The sequence below is a fragment of the Streptococcus sp. k-628 genome (genome assembly GCF_013277475.1).
GTDB lineage: Bacteria > Bacillota > Bacilli > Lactobacillales > Streptococcaceae > Streptococcus.
On sequence record NZ_VMMZ01000031.1, the window covers coordinates 1 to 26110 of the forward strand.

Consider the following 26110-nt stretch of genomic DNA (forward strand, 5'->3'; position numbering starts at 1 on the left):
GCTCTTTGATTTTCATTGACTATAAGACAAAATTTTGAGAATAAAAAAAGAAGGAGCCAGCTGAAAAAAACTGGTTCCTTTTTTTACGTTTAAATCACATGACGTTCAAAGGCATCATCTGAAATCCCTTGTTCAAGGATGAGTTTAGCCCATTCTTTAGCAGAGAAGAGGCTGTGGTCCTTGTAGTTTCCGCAAGATTCGATGGTTGTTCCAGGGACATCTTCCCAAGTAGTAGTCTCAGCGATTTCCTTGAGCGAATCCTTGATAACAGCCGCGATTTCAGCACTGGTGTGACGTCCCCACATAATCATGTGGAAGCCTGTACGGCACCCAAATGGTGAACAGTCAATCATGCCGTCAATGCGGGTGCGGATGAGTTTGGCTAAGAGGTGCTCGATAGTGTGCAAGCCAGCAGTAGGGATTGAGTCTTCGTTTGGTTGCACCAAGCGAATATCATAATTGGAGATGATGTCTCCCTTTGGTCCAGTTTCTTCCCCAATCAAGCGAACATAGGGGGCTTTAACAATGGTGTGGTCAAGTTCAAAACTTTCAACAATAACTTCTTTTGACATGGTAAATCCTTTCAGTTTTCTAATTTCATTATAACATAAAGCCGGCTCTTGAGGCAGAGAGAAAACCTCTCCGAGAGTGGAGAGGTTGAAATCTTTACTTACGATACAAGCGGTCGTATTGGTAGTAAGGGTCAAAGGTTACGTTGATACCCAGTTTACGAAGGACATTCTTGTCTTCATCAGTCAAGATGATGGTTGAGTGGGCTTCGCTTCCTTTGAGGTTGCCAAGTTCTTCCATAGCACGAGCAGCATCAGGATTTTCTGTAGCTGTGATAGCTAGTGCAATCAGGATTTCATTTGAATGAAGGCGTGGATTGCGGCTACCGAGATGGTCTATTTTAAGGCCTTGGATTGGCTTAACAACTTCAGGTTCGATTAGTTTTACTTCTTTAGCGATGTCAGCTGATTTCTTGATGGCGTTGATAAGAGCAGCGGCTGTAGGACCAAAGAGTTCTGAGTTCTTACCAGTGACAATTTCCCCGCTAGGCAATTCAAGGGCTAGGGCTGGTCCGCCAGTTTCTTCTGCTTTTTGACGGGCAACGACAGCAACCTTGCGGTCTGCAGGTGTGATACCTAGGTCGTTCATAAGCAACTCAATTTTCTTGACAGCAGATTCGCCAACTTTTTCGGCTTTGAAATCAAGAACAGTCTGATAGTAGCGACGGATAATTTCTTGTTTAGAGGCTTCGATAGCGGCCTCATTATCTGTAATAGCGAAACCAACCATGTTGACCCCCATATCTGTCGGAGAAGCGTATGGAGATTTACCAAGGATACGTTCTAACATGCGCTTGAGTACTGGGAAGATTTCGATATCACGGTTGTAGTTGACAGTGGTTTCTCCGTAGGTTTGGAGATGGAAGGGGTCAATCATGTTGACATCATCAAGGTCAGCTGTGGCAGCCTCGTAGGCTAAATTGACTGGGTGATGAAGGGGAAGATTCCAAACTGGGAAGGTTTCAAACTTAGCGTAGCCAGACTTGATACCATTGATTTGGTCGTGGTACATATTGGACATACATGTTGCCAATTTTCCAGAACCAGGTCCAGGAGCGGTTACGACAATCAAGTTGCGACTGGTTTTGATGTAGTCGTTTTTCCCCATACCTTCTGGTGAAATGATGTGATCCATATCTGTCGGATATCCTTTGATTGGATAATGAAGATAAGAATCAATTCCGTTTTTTTCAAGTTGATTTCGGAAGGCATCTGCAGCTGGTTGGCCAGCGTACTGTGTGATGACAACGGAACCAACAAAAATCCCTAATTCATTGAATTTATCAATCAAGCGAAGAACTTCTTGGTCATAAGAAATGCCCAAGTCACCACGTGCTTTGGAATGCTCGATATTGCTAGCATTAATAGCAATCACAACCTCAACCTGCTCTTTCAATTCTTGTAAGAGCTTGATTTTATTGTCAGGCTCATAACCAGGAAGGACACGAGCAGCGTGGAAATCTTCTAACATTTTGCCACCAAACTCTAAGTAGAGCTTGCCGTCAAATTGGTTAATGCGCTCCAAAATGTGGTCGCGCTGTAGATTCAAATATTGTTCAGAACTAAAAGCTTGTTTTTTCATTTTTTTACCTCTGACCTCTATTATAATAAAAAATTGGAAGTTAGGAAACTGCGGAGTTAAAAAAGGAATCAAAAAGATTAGGCAAACGCTTGCATAAAATTTTAAAAAGCGCTATCATAGACTACAGATTATTAAAATAATGAGGTAAGAAGATGCAAGAAAAATGGTGGCACAATGCCGTAGTCTATCAAATCTATCCTAAGAGCTTTATGGATAGCAACGGAGATGGAATTGGCGATTTGCCAGGAATTACCAGTAAGTTAGACTATCTAGCCAAGTTAGGAATCACAGCGATTTGGCTTTCTCCTGTTTATGACAGTCCTATGGATGATAATGGCTATGATATTGCTGATTATCAAGCGATTGCAGCTATTTTCGGAACCATGGAGGATATGGACCAACTGATTGTGGAAGCTAAGAAACGTGATATCCGTATCATCATGGACTTGGTGGTCAATCATACCTCAGATGAACATGCTTGGTTTGTCGAGGCCTGTGAAAATTCTGATAGCCCTGAGCGAGACTACTATATCTGGCGTGATGAACCCAATGATTTGGAGTCTATCTTTAGTGGATCTGCTTGGGAATACGATGAAAAGTCGGGTCAATACTATCTTCACTTTTTCAGTAAGAAACAGCCTGATCTCAACTGGGAGAATGAAAAACTTCGCCATAAAATTTATGAGATGATGAACTTTTGGATTGATAAAGGCATTGGCGGTTTCCGTATGGATGTTATTGACATGATTGGCAAAATTCCTGATGAGAAGGTAGTCAATAATGGACCAATGCTCCATCCTTATCTCAAGGAGATGAACCAAGCTACCTTTGGCGATAAGAATCTCTTGACAGTAGGGGAGACCTGGGGAGCAACTCCAGAGATTGCCAAGCTCTACTCTGATCCAAAGGGGCAAGAATTGTCTATGGTCTTCCAGTTCGAACACATCGGTCTTCAGTATCAGGAAGGGCAACCTAAATGGCATTATCAAAAAGAGCTGAATATAGCTAAGTTAAAAGAGATTTTCAACAAATGGCAGACAGAGTTAGGAGTTGAGGACGGCTGGAATTCGCTCTTTTGGAACAATCATGACCTCCCTCGTATCGTCTCAATCTGGGGAAATGACCAAGAATACCGCGAAAAATCTGCCAAAGCCTTTGCCATCTTGCTTCATCTCATGAGAGGGACTCCTTATATCTACCAAGGTGAGGAAATTGGCATGACCAACTATCCGTTTGAAACACTGGATCAAGTAGAAGATATTGAGTCCCTCAATTATGCGCGTGAAGCTCTTGAAAAAGGCGTTCCGATGGAAGAGATCATGGATAGTATCCGTGTCATTGGACGTGATAATGCCCGTACCCCAATGCAATGGGACGAAAGCAAAAACGCTGGTTTCTCAACAGGTCAACCTTGGTTAGCAGTCAATCCAAACTATCAAGCAATCAACGTTCAAGAAGCGCTAGGAAATACAGATTCTATTTTTTATACTTATCAGAAGTTGGTCCAAATTCGTAAGGAAAACAGCTGGCTGATTCGAGCTGACTTTGAACTCTTGGAAACAACTGACAAGGTCTTCGCCTATATCCGTAAAGATGGCGACCGTCGTTTCCTAGTTGTGGCTAACTTATCCAATGAAGAGCAAGACTTGACCGTAGAAGGAAACGTCAAATCTGTTTTGATTGAAAACACCACGGCTCAGGAAGCCTTTGAAAAACAAACCTTAGCTCCATGGGATGCTTTCTGTGTGGAATTGACTGACTAAAATGAGAGAGATTGGGCAAAAACTCGACTTCAGGAGAAAATGAAGTAAATCTTCCCACAATAAAACGCATAGTACCAAGGTTTTCATTGTACTGACTTGATATTATGCGTTTTTTGTTTTAAAGACTTTTTCCCAGCCTCTTTTTGCTAAAAGTTGTGTAAAAACTCTTTTAAAAACATTTGTTAGAATTTTCTAACAAATTCCATAAGAACTCTTGCATTTATAAAAAAATAGGGTATAATAGTGAAAATACTATTTTGAAGGAGATTATTTATGCAATCGAAAAAGTGGCTCATAGGAGCAGGAGTGACCTTGAGCACAGCCATTCTTTTAACAGCTTGTGGGAAAAGTGAAAAGAATGCAGATGCTCCCAAAACATTTTCTTATGTTTATGCAGTTGATCCATCATCCTTGGATTATAGCCTTACAAGTAAAAGTTCAACTTCTGACGTAATAGGTAATGTCGTCGACGGTCTTTTAGAGAATGATAAATATGGGAATCTCATTCCTTCTCTAGCAGAGGATTGGTCAGTTTCTAAAGATGGCTTGACTTATACCTACAAACTACGTAAAGGTGTGAAGTGGTATACTTCAGAAGGAGAAGAGTATGCGGAAGTTAAAGCTCAGGATTTTGTTACAGGTCTGAAACATGCAGCAGATGGAAAGTCTGATGGTCTTTCTTTGGTTGAGAAATCCATCAAAGGATTAGAGGCTTATGTTAGTGGTGAGACAAACGACTTCTCAACTGTAGGTGTGAAGGCTCTTGATGATTATACGGTAGAATATACCCTTAATCAACCGGAAAGTTTTTGGAACTCTAAAATAACCACAGCAACCATGCTTCCTGTAAATGAAGAATTTTTGAATGCAACAGGCAAGGATTACGGAGCGCCAACTCCATCAAGTATTCTTTACAATGGCCCATATTTTTTGAAATCTTTGATTTCTAAATCTGTGATTGAATATGAAAAAAATCCTAACTATTGGGATAAGGACAATGTCAAAATTGATAATGTTAAATTGACATTCTATGATGGTTCAGATCAAGAATCTTTAATTCGTAGCTTTACACAAGGTGCCTATACCACTGCACGTCTTTTTCCAGCAAGCTCAAACTTTGAGTCAACTAAGAAAGAGTACGGAGATAAGATTGTCTATAGTCCACAAGAGGCAACAAGCTACTACCTCACTGTGAACGTAAACCGCCAGTCTTACAATAAAACAGCTAAAACAGATGAGTCACAAAAAACATCAACAAAAGAAGCTCTTCTCAATAAGAACTTCCGTCAGGCTCTTAATTTTGCATTTAATCGCCACGCCTATACGGCCCAATTAAACGGTGAAGAGGGTGCAGATAAGATTATTCGTAATAGTCTAGTGCCAGATAATTACGTTCAAGTAGCTGGGAAGACCTTCGGACAGCTGGCTCAGGATGAACTACTGAAATATGGAGAACAGTGGAAAGATGTGACTCTCACAGATGGTAAGGATACAATTTACAATCCAACAAAGGCCAAGTCTGCATTTGAAAAAGCGAAGTCAGAATTGCAAGCTAAGGGAGTGAGTTTCCCGATTCATCTGGATGTGCCAGTAGAACAGACAGATGTAGTTGCGGTTCAACAAACCAATTCGCTAAAACAATCAATTGAAGAAACGCTTGGAACGGAGAATGTCATTATAGATGTTCTTCAAATGACAGATAATGAGAAGGAAAGTATTACTTCTCAAGCTAAAGTTCCAACCCAAAAAGATTATGATTTGAACGGAACAGGTTGGGGACCAGATTACCAAGATCCAGCAACCTATCTCAATATTTTAGATGCTAAGAAGGGTTCTGCCTTGAAACATCTAGGTATAACAAAGGGCAAGGATCCTGAAGTTGTGGCGAAAGTTGGCTTGGATGAATACAAGAAGCTCTTGGATGATGCGGCTTCTGAGACAAGTAATCTTGATAAACGATACGAAAAGTATGCCAAAGCACAGGCTTGGGTTACTGATAGTTCACTTCTTATTCCAGTTGCTTCTTCAGGGGGCTCTCCTATGGTTAGTCGTACTGTTCCATTTACCAAAGCTTATTCACAGGTCGGTATTAAGGGGGATCCATTTATTTTTAAAGGAATGGAACTTCAAAATGATATTGTGACAACTAAAGAGTATGATGCGGCCTTCAAAAAGTGGCAAAAGGAAAAACTGGAATCGAATGCTCAGTATCAAAAGGATTTAGAAAAGCACATAAAATAATGTGAATGAGAATCTTACTTTCGTTAGGTTATCAGTTAATTCATTGATATTTAAATGATAAATCGTATAAAAACAAGGGAGAACTGTATGAAAGACAGAAATCCTTTGTTTTTTTATGACTAAAGTTTATAAACTTTCATTCTAGAAATTCAATTAACTTTACAAATTCCCACTATTTTGGTAAAATAATCTTATGTTATAAAAACTAACATAAAGGAGAAAGAAGATGAAGACAAAAAAGCGTATCCTTAGTGCAGGTCTGACTTTTGCGGCTGCCTTGTTTTTAGCTGCTTGCGGACAATCAGGTTCAGATACAAAAACTTACTCATCAACCTTTAGTGGAAATCCAACTACTTTTAACTACCTATTAGACTATTACGCTGATAATACAGCTATTATTACTAACCTAGTTGATGGTTTGCTTGAAAATGACAATCATGGGAACCTAGTTCCGTCTTTGGCAGAAGACTGGTCTGTTTCAAGCGACGGTCTGACTTATACTTATAAACTGAGAAAAGATGCCAAATGGTTCACGGCTGACGGTGAAGAGTACGCTCCAGTCAAGGCACAGGATTTTGTGACAGGGATAAAGTACGCAGTGGATAATAAATCTCAGGCCATTGACTTGATTCAAAACTCGATCAAGGGCTTGAATGATTATATTACAGGAGCGGATTCTGACTTTTCTAAGGTTGGGGTGAAGGCCATCGACGACCAGACTATTGAGTATACTTTGGCACGCCCAGAACCTTACTGGAACTCAAAAACAACCAATAGTATTCTTTTCCCAGTAAACGAAGAGTTTTTAAACTCAAAAGGGAAAGATTTTGGTACCCTGTCTCCAAATAGTATTCTCTATAGCGGACCTTATTTGTTAAAAGATTTCACATCAAAATCATCGATCGAGTATGTGAAAAATCCGCATTACTATGATCATGACAAAGTATCGATTGAGCGCGTGAAATTGGCTTATTTTGACGGCTCAGACCAAGAATTGACTATCCGTAATTTTGAAAGTGGAGCCTATTCTATCGCTGGTGTTTATCCAAATAGTTCAAACTTTGCTAAGACAAAGGAGAAATATAAGAATAATATCATTTACAGTTTGCAGGACAAGACTTCTTGGTATTTCAATTTCAACGTCAACCGTAAGGCTTACAACCATACGTCTAAAACGACAGATGAAAAGAAGAAGTCAACTGAGACAGCTGTCTTGAACAAAAACTTCCGCCAAGCGGTGAACTTTGCCTTGGACCGCACAGCCTATTCTGCTCAGTCAAATGGGGAAGAAGCGGCTAACAAGACCCTTCGTAATACCCTAGTGCCTCCTACATTTGTTCAAGTTGGAGACAAGACCTTTGGAGAAGTAGTCGCTTCTAAATTGGTCAACTATGGCACAGAATGGTCAGGTATTAACTTGGCAGATGCTCAGGATGCCTATTTCAACAAAGAAAAAGCCCAAGCAAAATTTGCGGAAGCTAAAAAAGAATTGGCAAGTCAAGGTGTGACCTTCCCTATTCATTTGGATGTGGCAGTTGATCAGACGAATAAAAATGCTGTGACAGGTATGAACTCTGTTAAACAGACTCTTGAATCAGTTTTAGGTGCTGACAATCTTGTTATTGATGTTCAGCAACTGTCAACAGATGATTTTAATAACGTAGCCTTCTTGGCACCAACACCAGCTGATCGTGACTATGATTTGAATTTTGATGGTTGGGTAGGTGACTATCAGGATCCATCAACTTATCTCAATCCTTTCAATGCAGAGGATGGGTTCTACCTCAAGATTTTTGGTTTAGATGCTCAAGAAGATAAAGCTAAGATTGCTAGCTTGGGGCTTGATACTTATACCAAGATGCTCAAAGATGCAGATAGTGAAAATAAAGATGTAGCGAAGCGTTATGAAAAGTATGCTGAAGCTCAAGCTTGGATGATTGACAATTCTCTGATTATGTCAGCTATGTCAAGTGGTGGAACAGCATCTGTAACCAAAGTAACGCCATTTACAAGAGGCTATTCATTGGTTGGTATCAAGGGTGATGGCAATAACTACAAGTACATGAAACTTCAAAAAGATACTGTGACAACCAAACAGTTTGAAGAAGCTAAGACCAAATGGGAGCAAGAAAGCAAAAAAGCAATCGAGAAAGCTCAAAAAGAAGCAGAAAATCATGTTAAATAATGAGAAATAGCTTTTTAAGGAGAATCATAAAGACAAACATCAGTTTTGGTGCTTGTCTTTTTAAATCACTCGGCTATTGAAAACTGAGAAATGATTTGTTTTGTGCTAAAATAGATTGAAACGAATACTTAATAAAAATCAAAGAGTAAATGGGAAGTTAGCTCAAAGTACAGCTTTGAGGTGGTAGATAGAACTGACGAAGTCAGCTCAAAATACTGTTTTGAGGTTGCAGATGGACGCTGACGTGGTTTGAAGAGATTTTCGAAGAGTATAAGATTCTCTCTTTTACTATAATTAAGGAGATGTAAAGATAAATGATAAGGGAGAGACTATGTACGACTATCTAATCGTTGGTGCTGGTTTGTCGGGAGCAATTTTTGCTTATGAAGCAACCAAGCGTGGGAAAAAAGTAAAAGTTATTGATAAACGTGACCACATTGGTGGAAATATCTACTGTGAGAATGTAGAAGGGGTTAATGTTCATAAATACGGTGCTCATATCTTCCATACTTCTAATAAAAAAGTTTGGGATTATGTGAATCAATTTGCTGAATTTAACAACTACATCAACTCGCCTGTAGCTAATTACAAGGGTAGCCTTTATAATCTACCTTTCAATATGAATACTTTCTATGCTATGTGGGGTACAAAAACTCCTCAAGAGGTCAAAGATAAGATTGCTGAGCAAACGGCACATATGAAGGCTGTTGAACCTAAAAACTTGGAAGAGCAGGCTATCAAGTTGATCGGTCCAGATATTTATGAAAAGTTGATTAAAGGATATACTGAAAAGCAATGGGGACGTTCTGCGACTGACCTTCCACCCTTTATTATTAAACGTCTACCAGTTCGTTTGACTTTTGATAATAACTACTTTAATGACCGTTACCAAGGAATTCCAATCGGTGGCTATAATGTCATTATCGAAAATATGCTCAAGGATGTGGAAGTAGAACTTGGTCTTGATTTTTTTGCCAATCGTCAGGAATTAGAAGCTTCTGCTGAAAAGGTTGTCTTTACAGGGATGATTGACCAATACTTTGATTATAAACATGGTGAGTTAGAATACCGTAGTCTTCGTTTTGAGCATGAAGTTCTTGATGAAGAAAACTATCAAGGAAATGCTGTTGTCAACTATACAGAACGAGAAATCCCTTATACTCGTATTATTGAGCATAAACACTTTGAGTATGGTACTCAGGACAAAACGGTTATTACTCGTGAATACCCAGCTGATTGGAAACGTGGTGATGAGCCTTATTATCCAATCAATGATGAGAGAAACAATGCCCTGTTTGCTAAATATCAAGAAGAGGCAGCACAGAATGATAAGGTCATTTTTTGTGGTCGTTTAGCAGATTATAAATACTACGACATGCATGTGGTCATCGAACGGGCTTTGGAAGTGGTCGAGGAAGAGTTGGGACAATAATGCAAGGTTTCTGTCATTTTAGAATCTTTGCTACTTAAGATTTTTAGAAGTAAGGTCAACAAGATTCTTTTCTGCTTATCAGAAGAGAATCTCTGTTGGCTTTTTTGGCATAAATGAACAATTTTATTTTTCAGAATATATCAAATATAACAAATAACTCTTAAAATTCTGAAAATTCTATTGACAGGACTTGAAAAAGAGTCTATAATGAATAAAAAAACAAAGGAGAATACTATGAAAACAAGAAAAGTATTGGCTCTTGCGGGAGTAACCTTATTAGCAGCTGGTGTTTTGGCTGCTTGTTCTGGGGGTTCAGGCGCTCAAGGTGAAAAAACCTTTGCATTTACCTACGAGACACATCCGGATAATCTCAACTATTTGACAACTGGTAAGGCAGCAACTTCTGAGATTACTAGTAATGTGATTGATGGATTGCTTGAAAATGATAAATACGGGAACCTTGTTCCTTCATTGGCAGAAGACTGGTCGGTCTCTAAGGATGGCTTGACTTATACTTATAAGATTCGTCAGGATGCCAAGTGGTATACATCTGAGGGAGAAGAGTACGCTCCTGTTAAGGCTCAGGACTTTGTAACAGGACTTAAATATGCAACAGATAAGAAAGCAGAAGCCCTTTACTTGGTACAGGATTCAATCAAAGGTCTGGATGCCTATGCCAAAGGTGAAATCACAGACTTCACTCAAGTCGGGATTAAAGCCCTTGACGACCAAACAATCCAATACACTTTAAACAAACCTGAAAGTTTTTGGAATTCTAAAACAACAATGGGTGTTTTGGCACCAGTTAATGAAGAGTTTTTGAACTCAAAAGGGGATGATTTTGCCAAAGCGACGGATCCAAGTAGTCTCTTGTATAACGGCCCTTATTTGTTGAAATCCATTGTAACCAAATCCTCTGTTGAATTTGCGAAAAATCCGAACTACTGGGATAAAGACAATGTGCATATTGACAAGGTCAAATTGTCATTCTGGGATGGGCAAGATACTAGCAAACCAGCAGAAAACTTTAAAGATGGTAGCCTTACAGCAGCTCGTCTCTATCCAACAAGTGCAAGTTTCGCAGAGCTCGAGAAGAGTATGAAAGACAATATCGTCTATACGCAACAAGACTCTACGACTTATCTAGTAGGGACAAATATTGACCGTCAATCTTATAAGCACACATCTAAGACTAGCGAAGAACAAAAGACATCTACTAAAAAGGCTCTCTTAAACAAGGATTTCCGTCAGGCTATTGCTTTCGGATTTGACCGTACAGCCTATGCCTCTCAGCTGAATGGAGAAACTGGTGCAAGCAAAATCTTGCGTAATCTCTTTGTACCACCAACATTTGTTCAAGCAGACGGTAAAAACTTTGGCGATATAGTCAAAGAAAAATTAGTAACTTATGGGGATGAGTGGAAGGATGTTAATCTAGCCGATTCACAAGATGGTCTTTACAATCCAGAAAAAGCCAAGGCTGAATTTGCCAAAGCTAAATCAGCTTTACAAGCAGAAGGCGTGACTTTCCCAATTCATTTGGATATGCCAGTTGACCAGACAGCAACGACAAAAGTTCAACGTGTCCAATCTATGAAACAATCCTTGGAAGCAACTTTAGGAACTGATAATGTCGTTATTGATATCCAACAATTGCAAAAAGATGAATTGCTTAATGTAACTTTATTTGCTGAAAATGCTGCTGGCGAAGACTGGGATTTATCAGATAATGTCGGTTGGGGTCCAGACTTTGCCGATCCATCAACCTACCTTGATATTATCAAACCTTCTGTAGGAGAAAGTACTAAAACATATTTAGGATTTGACTCAGGGGAAGATAATGTAGCTGCGAAAAAAGTAGGTCTATATGACTACGAAAAATTGGTTACTGAGGCTGGTGATGAGACTATAGATGTTGCTAAACGATATGATAAATACGCTGCAGCCCAAGCTTGGTTGACAGATAGTGCCTTGATCATCCCAACAACTTCTAAAACTGGTCGTCCAATCTTGTCTAAGATGGTACCATTTACAATACCATTTGCATTGTCAGGAAATAAAGGTACAAGTGACCCAGTCTTGTATAAATACCTTGAACTTCAAGACAAGGCAGTTACTGCAGATGAATACCAAAAAGCTCAAGAAAAATGGATGAAAGAAAAAGCAGAATCAAATAAAAAAGCGCAAGAAGAACTCGCAAAACATGTGAAATAAGATAAAAAGAAGTTAGTTGTAAGCTAACTTCTTTTGGTTTATTGAAAATGAGTTGAAACCTCTCTTCACTTTCAAAGATGATGAAGCTAATTTTTTTGTAGAAAAAATCCTGAGTTTTTATTCTCAGGATTTTCTTTCATCTCACTGTTGTGGTTGTTGAACTTGTGGATTTTGTGGCGTTGGTTGTACTGGTTGTGTCGGTTGACTAGCTTGACCAGCTTGACCAGCTTGTCCTTGGTTAGGATCAGTTGCTGGAGTATTATTGGGTTGTTGACCAACCGTCGTACTTGCCTGTGTAGTTGAACTTTCAGCTGTTGTGCTTGGAGTTTCTACCGTTTGTGTTTGTTGTGTTGCTGAATTATTCCATGTGTTCTTTGCGTTGTTCTGGAAGACATATTCTCCACTCCTATATAAGCCCTCAGGCATCGTCCAATCTCCAGGTTGGTCATCTTCTGATAGATACGATATCATTGAGCGATAAACCTTAGCAGCAACTAGGAAACCATCTCCAACGATTGGAGTTAAACGATTTGAGTAACCAGTCCATACAGCCATAGAATACTTACGAGTATAACCTACAAACATTTCATCTGGAGCTACGTAGCCAGTGTTCTTGATATACTTTTCAATTTCGTCATCAGTATAGTTAGAAGTACCTGTCTTACCTGCTTGTGGAAGCCATGGTAGGTAAGCACCCCGTCCGGTTCCGTAAGCTAAAACAGTTTTCATCATTTCGGTCATCATATAGGCAGTAGTTTCTTTCATAGCTCGTGTACCAGCATCAGAAAATTCTTTTTCACTACCATCACTGAAGACGATTTTATTGATATACATTGGTTTGTGGTAAATACCACCATTAGCAAAGGCGGCATAAGCAGCAGCCATTTTTTCACTACTTGCACCGTACTGTTTGTTGGATTCAGTTGTGTTACTTGAAATGGCGTTTGCGTAATGCATACTTGGATAGTCGATACCAAGACCATTAAGAAAGGTTTTAGCTCTATCTAGACCGACCTTATTCAAAGTCTCAACGGCTGTGACATTTCGTGATTGTTGAAGAGCATACTGGATTGTAATGTTTCCAAAGTAGACATGATCCCAGTTGTAGAGTGGAGTATCAGTTCCAGGATAGTTATAAGGAACATCATGTACAATAGACGCAGTAGAGTCATAGACTCCATATTCTAAAGCGGGAGCATAGTCAGTGATTGGTTTCATAGAAGAACCCCAGTCACGATTGGTTTCAACGGCTTGGTTGGTGCCAAATGAAACGTTACTTGCTTGGTGACGAGCTCCAAGTTGGGCAATGACTTTACCATTTGAAACATCTACGACCGTAGATGCGACTTGCAAATCATCGTCAGGGTAAGAGACGTATTGATCGGAGTTGTAGATATCCCACAGACGTTTTTGAGCCTCTTGGTCTACATTTGTGTAGACATCCATCCCAGTAGTTAGAAGGTTATAGCCAGTTTCTTGTTCTACTTGGTCGATAACCTCTTTGAGATAATTGTCCATATATACTGGGTAGCTATTGACTGATTTCAAACTTTGGAGTCCATCAGTAATAGGAGTATTGATAGCCTTCTCATACTGTTCAGCAGAGATGTAGCCTTGATTTTTCATTTCAGATAAGACCAAGTTTCGGCGGTCTTGAGCTGCTTCTGGATGTGAATAGGGGTCATATTGGTTTGGTGCCTGAGGCATTCCAGCCAGCAAGGCTAACTGAGGTAAACTTAAATTATTGAGATCTTTACCATAGTAGTTTTGAGCTGCTGTCTGCATTCCATAGTTGCCATTAGACATGTAGACCTTATTTATATAGTAGGTCAAGATTTCCTGTTTGGTTGCTTTTTGTTCTAACTGAATCGCTAACCAAGCTTCCTGAGCCTTACGAGAAATAGTCTGGTCGGAAGTCGAAGTTGAAAAGTAAGTCAACTTAATCAACTGTTGGGTGAGAGTTGATCCACCTTGGAGGGAATTGCTTTGCAGATTGCGCAAGAAAGCTCCCAGGATACGGATGGTATCAATCCCCCTGTGGTCGAAGAAGCGATGGTCTTCGATAGAAACGATTGCCTTAACCAAATCTGTGGGAATATCATTAGCTTGGGCATTGACGCGGCGTTCAGAACCCAAGTCAGCAATGAGTTGATTTTTATTGTCGTAGATTTTACTAGAGGTTGTTGCAACTAGTTTACTCTCGGATAGGCTAGGAGCCTTGCTAACGTAGTAGAAAAAAACTCCTCCGCCTAAGACAATGGCTGCGATAACCAAGCTTAAGAAGCTAATGCTCAGATACTTGATTAGGCGCAGAATCGTTGGTTTGTTCATCTTGTTTTACCACCTAATAAATGTTCTTTGATAACATTGAGATAAGGAATTTGAGGGAAGGCACCAGCCTTGATTTCATATCCATATTCTCGAATATATCCAAGTGGCATTGATTTTTGTCCCTTATCTTGATGATAGAAGCGAATCAAATCGAATGCCGGCAATAAGTAGGTTTCTTGCTGAGAAGAAAAGTGAAGAAGGACAAAGCAGATTCCTTGTTGGGCAAGGACTTGTTCCATATGCTGAATCTGATGTGGATGAAAATTTTTCATCGGAATCGCACGTTTTTGTTTTGTTTCCTTGGCTTCAAAGTCGATGTAATATCCATTATAAACGCCAGAATAGTCCGTCGTTGAAGCTTGTCGAAAATAGGCTTCAACAATCTTGGCACGACTTCGTTGTGGATAGTCCACTCGTACGATTTGAATAGGGGTTGGTTTCTTGTGTATAACAGCCAAGCCCTGAGACAAATAGTAGTCGTTGGTAGCATTGATCATCTTTTCAAAAGACATTCCTCGATTTGCGAAATTTTTGGGTTGAGAAAGAGATGTTTGTCTTTTTTGTGATGAAAGTTTATGTGGATAGTTGACCATAATTCTCCTTATTGGTACAATAACATCACTCTATTATACCATAAATTTGCACAGAAAGGGTTAAAAATGGCTACAGCTTTGGTTTTAGGCTATTCTGCTTTTGATTTGGGTTTGTTTTCTGATAAGGATCCTCGTCTTAAATTGATAAAAAAAGCAATACGTAAAGATTTAGAGGCTATGGCAGCAGATGGGGTGTCTTGGCTTGTGTTTACAGGAAGTTTGGGTTTTGAATATTGGGTTTTAGAGGTTGCTCAGGAGATGAAAACCGAGTACGGTTTCCAGTTGGCGACCATTTTTGCTTTTGAAACCCATGGGGAAAATTGGAATGAAGGCAATCAGATGAAACTGAGTCGTTTTAAGCAGGTAGACTTTGTCAAATATGCTTATCCTCGCTATGAGCACAAGGGGCAGTTAAGAGATTACCAGCAGTTTTTACTGGAAAATACGACTAGTTCCTATCTTTTTTATGATGAAGAAAATGAAACGAAATTAGCTTATTTTTACCAAAAGATGAAAAATCAAGAGGACTATTTTATAAAGAGATTAACATTTGATCAATTAAATGAACTTGCTGAAAATTTTTCCGAAAATTGAAGCTTTGACCTTGATTTTTGTTTGCCTTTTTTTATATAATAATACTAGCAAGCGAGAATGGAGAGAGACATGGCAAGTATTATTTTTTCAGCAAAAGATATTTTTGAACAAGAGTTTGGACGTGAAGTTCGTGGGTATAGCAAGGTAGAAGTTGATGAGTTTTTAGACGATGTCATCAAGGACTATGAAACCTATGCTGCCTTGGTCAAGTCACTTCGTCAGGAGATTGCGGATTTGAAGGAAGAATTAACTCGTAAACCGCAAGTGAGTTCGGCTCCAAGTCCTAGTCACCCAGATCCAATTGATGTGGCAGCTTCATCTTCTATGACGAATTTTGATATTTTGAAACGCTTGAATCGTCTTGAAAAAGAAGTATTCGGTAAACAAATTTTAGACAATACTGATTTGTAATTCAGGTCTTGTTACATGCAATTTTTGGATAATCGCGTGAGGAGAATTGCTTCTCATGAGGAAAGTCCATGCTAGCACAGGCTGTGATGCCTGTAGTGTTTGTGCTAGGCGAAACCATAAGCCTAGGGACGAGAAATCGTTACGGCAGTTGAAATGGCTAAGTCCTTGGATAGGCCAGAGTAGGCTTGAAAGTGCCACAGTGACGGAGTCTTTCTGGAAACGGAGAGAGTGGAACGCGGTAAACCCCTCAAGCTAGCAACCCAAATTTTGGTCGGGGCATGGAGTACGCGGAAACGAACGTAGTATTCTGACTGCTATCAGCTGTAAGCTGTTAGTGGTAGACAGATGATTATCGAAGGAAGTGGTCCTAGTCACTTCTGGAACAAAACATGGCTTATAGAAAATTGCATATAGGTTGGGGCTGAGAAATTTTCTCAACCTCATTTTTTAAAGTGGACATATAGAAAGGTCTTGCAAGACTGTAACATGAAAAAAGAATTTAATTTAATTGCAACTGTAGCAGCAGGGCTTGAAGCTGTTGTAGGACGAGAAGTACGAGAGCTGGGCTACGATTGTCAGGTTGAAAATGGACGTGTTCGTTTTCAAGGAGACGTGAGAGCTATTATCGAAACCAACCTTTGGCTTCGGGCAGCAGATCGTATCAAAATTATCGTAGGAACTTTCCCAGCTAATACTTTTGAGGAACTGTTTCAGGGAGTTTTCGCTTTAGATTGGGAAAATTATTTACCACTTGGAGCTCGGTTCCCGATTTCCAAGGCCAAATGTGTTAAATCTAAACTTCACAATGAGCCCAGTGTACAGGCTATTTCTAAGAAAGCTGTTGTCAAGAAATTGCAGAAACACTATGCTCGCCCAGAAGGTGTTCCTCTGATGGAGAATGGCCCAGAGTTTAAGATTGAGGTCTCTATTCTCAAAGATGTGGTAACTGTCATGATTGATACGACAGGGTCTAGCCTCTTTAAACGTGGTTATCGTACCGAAAAAGGGGGAGCCCCTATCAAGGAAAACATGGCGGCAGCCATTTTACAACTTTCTAACTGGTATCCAGACAAGCCTTTGATTGATCCGACCTGTGGTTCGGGGACTTTCTGTATCGAGGCGGTCATGATTGCCAGAAAGATGGCGCCTGGTCTTCGTCGCTCCTTTGCTTTTGAGGAATGGAATTGGGTCAGCGATCGCTTGATTCAGGAAGTGCGTACAGAAGCGGCTAAAAAAGTAGACCGTGAGCTGGAACTGGATATTATGGGCTGTGATATTGATGCACGTATGGTGGAAATTGCTAAGGCCAATGCCCAGGCAGCTGGTGTTGCAGGAGACATTACTTTTAAGCAGATGCGCGTGCAGGATTTGCGTTCCGATAAAATCAATGGTGTGATTATTTCCAATCCGCCTTACGGGGAGCGTTTATCAGATGATGCAGGGGTGACCAAGCTCTATGCTGAAATGGGTCAAGTATTTGCACCACTGAAAACTTGGAGCAAATTTATCCTGACTAGTGATGAAGCTTTTGAAAGCAAGTATGGTAGCCAAGCAGATAAGAAGCGTAAGTTATACAACGGAACCTTGAAAGTGGATCTGTATCAATATTTTGGTCAGCGTGTTAAACGCCAAGAGGTAAAATAGAAAGGGATACTCATGAGTAAGAAAAGACGAAATCGTCATAAAAAAGAAGGTCAAGAACCGCAATTTGATTTTGATGAAGCAAAAGAGCTAACAGTTGGTCAAGCGATTCGTAAAAATGAAGAAGTGGAAGCAGGAGTCTTGCCTGAGGATTCCATTTTGGACAAGTATGTCAAGCAACACAGAGATGAAATTGAGGCGGATAAGTTTGCGACTCGTCAATACAAAAAAGAGGAGTTAGTCGAAACTCAGAGTCTGGATGATTTAATTCAAGAGATGCGTGAGGCTGTAGAAGAGTCAGAAGCTTCTTCGGAGGAAGTTCCATCTTCTGAAGACATCTTACCACCCTTGCCTCTGGATGATGAGGAGCAAGGCTTGGATCCTCTATTGCTAGAGGATGAAAATCCAACAGAAATGACTGAGGAAGTGGAAGAGGAGCAAAACCTTTCTCGTCTGGATCAAGAAGACTCAGAAAAGAAAAGCAAAAAAGGTTTTATTTTGACTGTCTTAGCGCTTGTATCAGTGATTATCTGTGTCAGTGCTTATTATGTTTACCGTCAAGTGAATCGCTCAACACAGGAAATCCAAACTTCTCAATCAACTACAGCCAATCAATCGGATGTGGATGATTTTAATACACTTTATGACGCCTTCTACACAGACAGCAATAAAACGGCTTTGAAAAATAGCCAGTTTGATAAACTAAGTCAACTCAAGACCTTACTTGATAAGCTGGAAGGGAGTCGTGAACACACGCTTGCCAAATCGAAGTATGATAGTCTAGCAACGCAAATCAAGGCTATTCAAGATGTCAATGCACAATTTGAAAAACCAGCTATTGTGGATGGTGTTTTGGATACCAATGCTAAAGCCAAATCGGATGCTAAATTTACAGATATTAAAACTGGAAATACGGAGCTTGATAAAGTGCTAGATAAGGCTATCAGCCTTGGTAAGAGCCAGCAAACAAGTAATTCTAGCTCAAGTTCAAGTCAAACTAGTAGCTCAAGCTCTAGTCAAACAAGCTCAAATACGACCAGTGAGACAAGCCCAAGTAGTTCAAATGCTGCCTCAAATGAGACTAGAAGTTCTCGTAGCGAAGTCAATATGGGCGTATCAAGTGCAGGGGTTGCTGTTCAAAGAAGTGCTAGTCGTGTTGCCTATAATCAGTCTGCTATTGATGATAGTAACAACTCTGCCTGGGATTTCGCGGATGGTGTCTTGGAACAAATTCTAGCGACTTCACGTTCACGTGGCTATATCACTGGAGACCAATATATCCTTGAACGTGTCAATATCGTTAACGGCAATGGTTATTATAATCTCTACAAGCCAGATGGAACCTATCTCTTTACCCTTAACTGTAAGACAGGCTACTTTGTCGGAAATGGCGCTGGTCATGCGGATGACTTGGACTACTAAGCAGTCGTTACAAAATTCTTTCTTTTCAAAAGTAAAAATGATAAAATAAAACAAATCAAACAAGAGGAGTGTCAAATGACAAAAGCTAACTTTGGTGTCGTAGGTATGGCCGTAATGGGTCGTAACCTTGCCCTTAATATTGAATCTCGTGGTTACACAGTTGCTATTTACAACCGTAGTAAAGAAAAAACGGAAGATGTAATTGCTTGCCATCCTGAAAAGAACTTTGTGCCAAGCTATGACGTTGAAAGTTTTGTAAACTCAATCGAAAAACCTCGTCGTATCATGTTGATGGTTCAAGCAGGACCTGGTACAGATGCTACAATTCAAGCCCTTCTTCCACACCTTGACAAGGGTGATATCTTGATTGACGGTGGAAATACTTTCTACAAAGATACCATCCGTCGTAATGAAGAATTGGCAAACTCAGGTATCAACTTTATCGGTACTGGGGTTTCTGGTGGTGAAAAAGGTGCCCTTGAAGGTCCTTCTATCATGCCTGGTGGACAAAAAGAAGCCTATGAATTGGTTGCGGATGTTCTTGAAGAAATCTCAGCTAAAGCACCAGAAGATGGCAAACCATGTGTGACTTACATCGGTCCTGATGGAGCTGGTCACTATGTGAAAATGGTTCACAACGGTATCGAGTATGGTGATATGCAATTGATCGCAGAAAGCTATGACTTGATGCAACACTTGCTAGGCCTTTCTGCAGAAGACATGGCTGAAATCTTTACTGAGTGGAACAAGGGTGAATTGGACAGCTACTTAATCGAAATCACAGCTGATATCTTGAGCCGCAAAGACGATGAAGGTCAAGATGGACCAATCGTAGACTACATCCTTGACGCTGCAGGTAACAAGGGAACTGGTAAATGGACTAGCCAATCATCACTTGACCTTGGTGTGCCATTGTCACTCATCACTGAGTCGGTATTTGCACGTTACATCTCTACTTACAAGGAAGAACGTGTGCATGCTAGCAAGGTTCTTCCAAAACCAGCTGCTTTCAACTTTGAAGGAGACAAGGCTGAGTTGATTGAAAAGATCCGTCAAGCCCTTTATTTCTCAAAAATCATTTCATATGCACAAGGTTTTGCTCAATTGCGTGTAGCTTCTAAAGAAAACAACTGGAATTTGCCATTTGCAGACATCGCATCTATCTGGCGTGATGGCTGTATCATCCGTTCTCGTTTCTTGCAAAAGATTACTGATGCTTATAACCGTGATGCAGACCTTGCTAACCTTCTTTTGGATGAATACTTCTTGGATGTTACTGCTAAGTATCAACAAGCAGTGCGTGATATCGTAGCTCTTGCAGTTCAAGCTGGTGTACCAGTGCCAACTTTCTCAGCAGCTATTACTTACTATGATAGCTATCGTTCAGCTGACCTTCCAGCTAACTTGATCCAAGCACAACGTGACTACTTTGGTGCCCACACTTACCAACGTAAAGACAAAGAAGGAACATTCCACTACTCTTGGTATGACGAAAAATAAGTAGGTCTGCCATGGGGAAACGGATTTTATTACTTGAGAAAGAACGAAATCTAGCTCATTTTTTAAGTTTGGAACTCCAAAAAGAGCAATACCGAGTTGATCAGGTTGAGGAGGGGCAAAAAGCCCTCTCCACGGCTCTTCAGACAGACTATGACTTGATTTTATTGAATGCTCGTCTGGGGGATATGACAGCCCAGGATTTTGCAGACAAGCTGAGTCGGACTAAGCCAGCTTCAGTCATCATGGTCTTGGACCATCGTGAAGAATTGCAAGACCAGCTTGAGACAATCCAACGCTTTGCCGTTTCTTACATCTATAAACCAGTTATTATTGACAATTTGGTAGCTCGTATTTCAGCGATTTTCCGAGGTCGGGACTTTATCGATCAACACTGTAGTCAGATGAAGGTTCCAACGTCTTACCGCAATCTGCGTATGGATGTAGAACATCATACCGTTTATCGTGGCGAGGAGATGATTGCTCTGACGCGTCGTGAGTATGACCTCTTGGCTACTCTTATGGGAAGCAAGAAAGTCTTGACTCGTGAGCAGTTATTGGAAAGTGTTTGGAAGTACGAAAGTGCGACAGAGACCAATATCGTGGATGTCTATATCCGTTATCTACGTAGCAAGCTTGATGTAAAAGGTCAAAAAAGCTACATTAAAACCGTGCGTGGTGTTGGTTACACCATGCAAGAATAGAAAAGCAGTTGCAGTTGTGTAACTGCTTTTTTTGGAGGTTTTCTATATATTGACATCCAGTTTGGTCTTTGCTACAATCAGTTATGGAGGATAGGTCTAATGAAAATAATAAAAAAATTGATGCCAATCGCATTAGCAGTCTTTTTCTTTGGTTTGCTAGCGACAAGTGCAGTATTGGCGGATGATGCTGATTCGGAAGGCTGGCAATTTGTCCAAGAAAATGGTAGAACCTACTACAAGAAGGGGGACATCAAAGAAAAGGCCTGGCGAGTGATTGATGGCAAGAGCTATTATTTTGATCATGTATCAGGAGAAATGGTTGTCGGCTGGCAATACATCCCGTTTCCATCTAAAGGTAGTACAATTGGTCCTTACCCAAATGGTTTAAGATTAGAATCTATGCCAATGCCAAGATGGTACTACTTTAACCAAGATGGGGTTCTTCAAGAATTTGTTGGTAAGCAAATTTTAGAAGCAAAAACAGCTACCAATACCAACAAACACCATGGGGAACAATATGATAGCCCAGCAGAGAAACGAGTCTATTATTTTGAAGATCAGCGTAGCTATCACACTTTAAAAACTGGTTGGATTTATGATGAGGGACACTGGTATTATTTACAAAAGAGTGGTGGCTTCGATGCTCGTATCGACAGTTTAACGGTTGGGGAGCTAGTGCGTGGCTGGACCAATGATAACTCAACTTGGTACTATCTGGATACAACAAGTGCTGCAATGCAAACTGCTTGGAAATACCTTGGTAATAAGTGGTACTATCTCCGTTCATCGGGGGCCATGGCGACGGGTTGGTATCAAGAAGGATCAACTTGGTACTATTTAGATGCTGAAAATGGTGATATGAAAACGGGTTGGCAAAACCTTGGTAACAAGTGGTACTATCTCCGTTCATCAGGAGCTATGGCAACAGGTTGGTTCCAGGTCAATGGCAAATGGTACTACGCTTATAGCTCAGGTGCTTTGGCAGTGAATACGACCGTAGATGGTTATTCTGTCAACTATAATGGCGAATGGGTTCAATAAATAATGATAGGATTTTGTAATTTGAGATAAATTTTAAGTAAGAGTGCAGCTTCACGAAGTGATACTGGATAAAAAGTTTTTAAAATCAGAAAACCGCATATTATCAGGTGGCAAAAACTTGATAATATGCGGTTTATTGTGGAAAGATTTACTTATTTACTTTTGAGTTTTTGCCCAATTTTACATGACATGTTTTAGAAAAAGGTATATAATGTTAGTGTAATATCAAGTGTTTTTTTGAAAGCACCATAACAATTACAATTTTAGGCTTAAAAATCGAACCTTCTTTAAATACTTAAATATTTAAGGGGGGGGGTATAAGTACCCATTTGTAAAAAAGAAATGAGGTTGAAAATGAACTTTAAGTCAAGAAAATGTGAAGAAAACGGGAAAAAAGTTTTACGCTATTCTATTAGAAAACATCATTTGGGAGTAGCTAGTGTAGCAGTAGCTTCGGTGTTGTTTTTTGCAACTGGTGTGGCGACTGTTCAAGCGGATGGACCAGGAGTAGGCGAACCAGTATCAGGCACACCAGCCCCACCAAGTACAACAAGCACACTAGGCACTTCTGGTGCTAATGCTGGTGACACAGAAATAGAAAATACAAATATAACTGCATCAACTGAGAGTAATGGAAACTCTCTTCAAGGAGTACCCCGTGCAGCGGAAGTAAGAAATGGAAATGATGTGCCTGCTACAACGCTAGGTAGTGATAGAGCTGTATCAACAGATATTAAGCCAGAGGGTGGCGATGGAGCAAGAAATAATGATGAGAAACCTAGAGAGCTTGAAAGAGCAACAGAACCAGCAAATTATGATGGTAAAGTAAGTCTTATTGGTCAATGGACAAGTGAATCACACGAAAAAAAAGATACTGAAAATACATATAAGAATGCTACAGATAAATTAGGGAGTCCCTTATCTAATCCAGGTCTTTTCCGTGGCGCTGCAAAAACTTTTCTTGGTTGGTCTGATATGCCGCCAGTAAATGGGAAAATTGCGGACGGAGCAAGACTGTTCTCCCCAGAAGACACTTTAGCCACAGCCTTTCCAGATGGATTGAAAGCTGATTCCAGGCTATACGGTGTATATGCCAGTTTAAATGATCAAGATGAGCCTTTCCCTGCTGATAAATTTTCTATGGGATTTGCGATTATAGGTGGAATGAATAAATTTGCCATTAATGATAATAAGGTTCATATTGATACGAATGTAGAATCAGAAGAAGTATTACCTAATACTAATTTAAATAAAGAAACAAAAGACAAAGAAAAAAATACCCGCCGTATCATTGATGAGTATAAACCGGAAAATAATAATACTACAAAAGTGAATGAAGTGGTTTTAAAAGCTGAGTTTGAAATGGATAAAACTACAGCGATGACTGTGTATAGAAATCCTCATGTAGGATATGTTGGTCCGGTTTTATCCAACACATACAAGGATAATAATTTTAAATTAGATGAAAAGAAAAAAACTTACACCTATGTAGACTTAAATGTGAATTTAGACAAAGATTTAGTTGTTCCGGAAAAATTATATGCAGAGTTTAATGGTTACTCATGGAGACCATTGTATGCTCTTGGAATTAAGGAAGATGGAACGAAGGAAATCCTAAATGTGTATTCAAAAGAAGGGACAGCCTTAGGAAATACAAAAGATAGCTTTAATTCAATCGTTAGTAATACGGACCCTAGAGTCACATTTGGTGTTGAAACTAAAGGTAACCATAATATAACATTTAGAATGATTCTTAGATCTTTAAACGGATATGATAGTAATAGACCGGAAAATGAACGAAATGAGAGTATAGCTGAGAGTGTAGTAAAACCGGATGAAGGTAAGTCTATTGCTGAAACAATTCTGCGCAATATGACACTTCGATCTCTTACATCAACAGAACTTAAAGCTTTATTCCCTAATAAGAGTGATGAAGAAATCAATCAGATGGTTGTTCGTATTAATCAAGATAAAGCCAAAGAGTTAGCAGATACAAATGGAAATACAGTACTAAAAGTAACAGGTTCTGTTGAGGGTAATGTTCATCCAAGTGCAGGTAGAATCGGTAGTGGCTGGTTAAGCCTGGATTCAGCTACAAATTTACCTATTAACAAAGTAGAAGCTAACGTTTTAGAACTAGGTTATGTTACATTTTATAATGTATCCTACCGATTCCAAAGTGGAACAGAGGGAAAAGTATTACCAGCAGTAATCGAAAACTATAAGCCAAAAGATACAGCTACTTACGAAAATGAAGCGAATGTAACACCAACACAACCGACAACTACAGAGTATATAGATGCAGAAAACGATGGGAAATGGGTATTCAAAAGTTACGATGCTGAAAATAAAGTAGTAAATAAAGCAGATGTAGAATTTATAGGAACATGGGTGTTCGAAGCTAATAAATACGGTGTAACCTACAAATTCCAAAGTGGGACACCAGGTAAGACATTGCCAGCAGCAATCGAAAACTATAAACCAACAGACCAAAACCGTTATGTAGATAAATCAAATGTAACAACAATTCAACCAACAAAAACAGAGTATGTTGATACAGAAAATGATGGAAAATGGGTATTTAAAAAATACGATGCAGAAAGTAAAGCAGTAAATAAAGCAGATGTAGAGTTTGTAGGAACATGGGTATTCGAATCTAATAAATACGGTGTAACATATAAATTTGAAAGTGGGACACCAGGTAAGACATTACCAGCAGCAATCGAAAACTATAAACCAACAGACAAAAACCGTTATGTAGATAAATCAAATGTAACAACAATTCAACCAACAAAAACAGAGTATGTTGATACAGAAAATGATGGGAAATGGGTATTCAAGAGCTACGATGCTGAAGATAAACAAGTAAATAAAGCAGATGTAGAGTTTGTAGGAACATGGGTATTTGAAGCTAATAAATACGGTGTAACATATAAATTTGAAAGTGGGACACCAGGTAAGACATTGCCAGAAGCAATAGAAGGCTATAAACCAACAGACCAAAACCGTTATGTAGATAAATCAAATGTAACAACAATTCAACCAACAAAAACAGAGTATGTTGATACAGAAAATGATGGGAAATGGGTATTTAAGAGCTACGATGCTGAAAATAAAGCAGTAAATAAAGCAGATGTAGAGTTTGTAGGAACATGGGTATTCGAAGCTAATAAATACGGTGTAACCTACAAATTCCAAAGTGGGACACCAGGTAAGACATTGCCAGCAGCAATCGAAGGCTATAAACCAACCGACCAAAATCGTTATGCAGATAAAGCAAATGTAGTTGCGACTCAACCGACAAAAACAGAGTACGTAGATGCGGAAAACGATGGTAAATGGGTTTTCAAGAGCTACGATACTGAAAATAAAGCAGTAAATAAAGCAGATGTAGAGTTTATAGGAACATGGGTATTCGAGGCTAACGCACCGACTCCTAAGCCAGAACCAAAACCAGAGCCTAAACCGGAACCAAAACCAGAGCCTAAGCCAGAGCCAAAACCAGAGCCAAAACCGGAACCAAAACCGGAGCCTAAGCCAGAACCGAAACCGGAGCCAAAACCAGAGCCTAAGCCAGAACCAAAACCAGAACCGCAACCAACACCAACTCCGACCTCAATTTCTTCAGAAGATTGGGATCAAGGAAGTACTGAAGTGCACAAGCGGGATGAATTACCTCAGACAGGTAGTCAACAAGATGAATGGTTGGTAGCTCTAGGTGGCTTATCTATCCTAGGTGCTTTGACGGTATTTCCTAAAAAACGAGAAGAATAGGATATGCTAGAAATCGTTTAAATAATGAAATGATGGAAATATATCCCTATAATGGGAAAAGCGATTGTGAAGGAAACAATCGCTTTTTTTGTGAAAATATAATAAAATAGATAGGA

General features: G+C 39.7%; 17 protein-coding genes and 1 other RNA gene. 14 read left to right on the forward strand and 4 right to left on the reverse strand.

Annotation, left to right across the window (positions count from 1 at the left end):
* Positions 1 to 89: 89 nt before the first annotated feature.
* Both HT730_RS04425 and HT730_RS04430 read right to left on the reverse strand, forming a co-directional pair.
* Complete coding sequence (locus tag HT730_RS04425; RefSeq protein WP_000032547.1) at positions 90 to 572, reverse strand: S-ribosylhomocysteine lyase; 483 nt, start codon at positions 570 to 572, stop codon at positions 90 to 92.
* Positions 573 to 666: 94 nt separating this feature from the next.
* Positions 667 to 2151, reverse strand: a complete 1485-nt coding sequence (locus HT730_RS04430; protein ID WP_173306921.1) for a DUF1846 domain-containing protein — start codon at positions 2149 to 2151, stop codon at positions 667 to 669.
* Between the two features lie 152 nt (positions 2152 to 2303).
* Here HT730_RS04430 and HT730_RS04435 point away from each other — a divergent pair, with 152 nt between their 5' ends.
* The 5 genes from HT730_RS04435 (at position 2304) to HT730_RS04455 (ending at position 11986) form a co-directional block, all read left to right on the forward strand.
* Positions 2304 to 3914 carry an alpha-glucosidase gene (locus tag HT730_RS04435; RefSeq protein WP_173306922.1) on the forward strand — a complete coding sequence of 537 codons (1611 nt, stop codon included), beginning with the start codon at positions 2304 to 2306 and terminating at the stop codon, positions 3912 to 3914.
* A gap of 273 nt (positions 3915 to 4187) precedes the next feature.
* On the forward strand, positions 4188 to 6155 hold the full coding sequence (locus tag HT730_RS04440; protein ID WP_173306923.1) for a peptide ABC transporter substrate-binding protein: 1968 nt from the start codon (positions 4188 to 4190) through the stop codon (positions 6153 to 6155).
* A gap of 226 nt (positions 6156 to 6381) precedes the next feature.
* A complete protein-coding gene (locus tag HT730_RS04445; protein ID WP_173306924.1) occupies positions 6382 to 8340 on the forward strand; it encodes a peptide ABC transporter substrate-binding protein in 1959 nt (652 codons plus the stop codon).
* Positions 8341 to 8671: 331 nt separating this feature from the next.
* Positions 8672 to 9772 (forward strand): UDP-galactopyranose mutase, encoded by a 1101-nt coding sequence (gene glf, locus HT730_RS04450; protein WP_173306925.1) that lies wholly within the window; start codon positions 8672 to 8674, stop codon positions 9770 to 9772.
* Positions 9773 to 10006: 234 nt separating this feature from the next.
* Complete coding sequence (locus HT730_RS04455) at positions 10007 to 11986, forward strand: peptide ABC transporter substrate-binding protein (protein WP_173306926.1); 1980 nt, start codon at positions 10007 to 10009, stop codon at positions 11984 to 11986.
* Positions 11987 to 12127: 141 nt separating this feature from the next.
* Here the strand turns inward: HT730_RS04455 and pbp1a are convergent, their stop codons facing one another.
* Both pbp1a and recU read right to left on the reverse strand, forming a co-directional pair.
* On the reverse strand, positions 12128 to 14317 hold the full coding sequence (gene pbp1a, locus HT730_RS04460; protein WP_173306927.1) for a penicillin-binding protein PBP1A: 2190 nt from the start codon (positions 14315 to 14317) through the stop codon (positions 12128 to 12130).
* On the reverse strand, positions 14314 to 14910 hold the full coding sequence (gene recU / locus HT730_RS04465) for a Holliday junction resolvase RecU (protein WP_000248777.1): 597 nt from the start codon (positions 14908 to 14910) through the stop codon (positions 14314 to 14316). The genes pbp1a and recU overlap by 4 nt, the downstream gene beginning before the upstream one ends.
* A gap of 66 nt (positions 14911 to 14976) precedes the next feature.
* On the opposite strand from recU, the gene HT730_RS04470 reads away from it, so the two are divergent.
* The 9 genes from HT730_RS04470 to HT730_RS04510 all read left to right on the forward strand — a co-directional run bounded on the left by HT730_RS04470 (position 14977) and on the right by HT730_RS04510 (position 25994).
* Positions 14977 to 15504 carry a DUF1273 domain-containing protein gene (locus tag HT730_RS04470; protein ID WP_000179549.1) on the forward strand — a complete coding sequence of 176 codons (528 nt, stop codon included), beginning with the start codon at positions 14977 to 14979 and terminating at the stop codon, positions 15502 to 15504.
* Positions 15505 to 15573: 69 nt separating this feature from the next.
* Positions 15574 to 15915: a cell division regulator GpsB gene (gpsB, locus tag HT730_RS04475; protein ID WP_000146532.1), complete on the forward strand. Its 342-nt coding sequence runs from the start codon at positions 15574 to 15576 to the stop codon at positions 15913 to 15915.
* Positions 15916 to 15935: 20 nt separating this feature from the next.
* Positions 15936 to 16317, forward strand: an RNA gene (rnpB, locus tag HT730_RS04480) — RNase P RNA component class B.
* Positions 16318 to 16401: 84 nt separating this feature from the next.
* The gene (locus HT730_RS04485; RefSeq protein ID WP_173306928.1) at positions 16402 to 17559 is read left to right on the forward strand and encodes a class I SAM-dependent RNA methyltransferase; all 1158 of its coding nucleotides are present in this window, start codon (positions 16402 to 16404) and stop codon (positions 17557 to 17559) included.
* Between the two features lie 12 nt (positions 17560 to 17571).
* A complete protein-coding gene (mapZ, locus tag HT730_RS04490; protein ID WP_173306929.1) occupies positions 17572 to 18978 on the forward strand; it encodes a mid-cell-anchored protein MapZ in 1407 nt (468 codons plus the stop codon).
* Between the two features lie 75 nt (positions 18979 to 19053).
* Entirely contained in the window at positions 19054 to 20478 is a 1425-nt protein-coding gene (gene gndA, locus HT730_RS04495) for an NADP-dependent phosphogluconate dehydrogenase (RefSeq protein WP_173306930.1), read from the forward strand.
* Positions 20479 to 20489: 11 nt separating this feature from the next.
* A complete protein-coding gene (locus tag HT730_RS04500) occupies positions 20490 to 21179 on the forward strand; it encodes a response regulator transcription factor (protein ID WP_173306931.1) in 690 nt (229 codons plus the stop codon).
* 99 nt (positions 21180 to 21278) lie between these two features.
* Positions 21279 to 22220: an N-acetylmuramoyl-L-alanine amidase family protein gene (locus HT730_RS04505; protein WP_173306932.1), complete on the forward strand. Its 942-nt coding sequence runs from the start codon at positions 21279 to 21281 to the stop codon at positions 22218 to 22220.
* Positions 22221 to 22574: 354 nt separating this feature from the next.
* Positions 22575 to 25994 carry an SHIRT domain-containing protein gene (locus HT730_RS04510; protein WP_173306933.1) on the forward strand — a complete coding sequence of 1140 codons (3420 nt, stop codon included), beginning with the start codon at positions 22575 to 22577 and terminating at the stop codon, positions 25992 to 25994.
* Positions 25995 to 26110 lie beyond the last annotated feature (116 nt).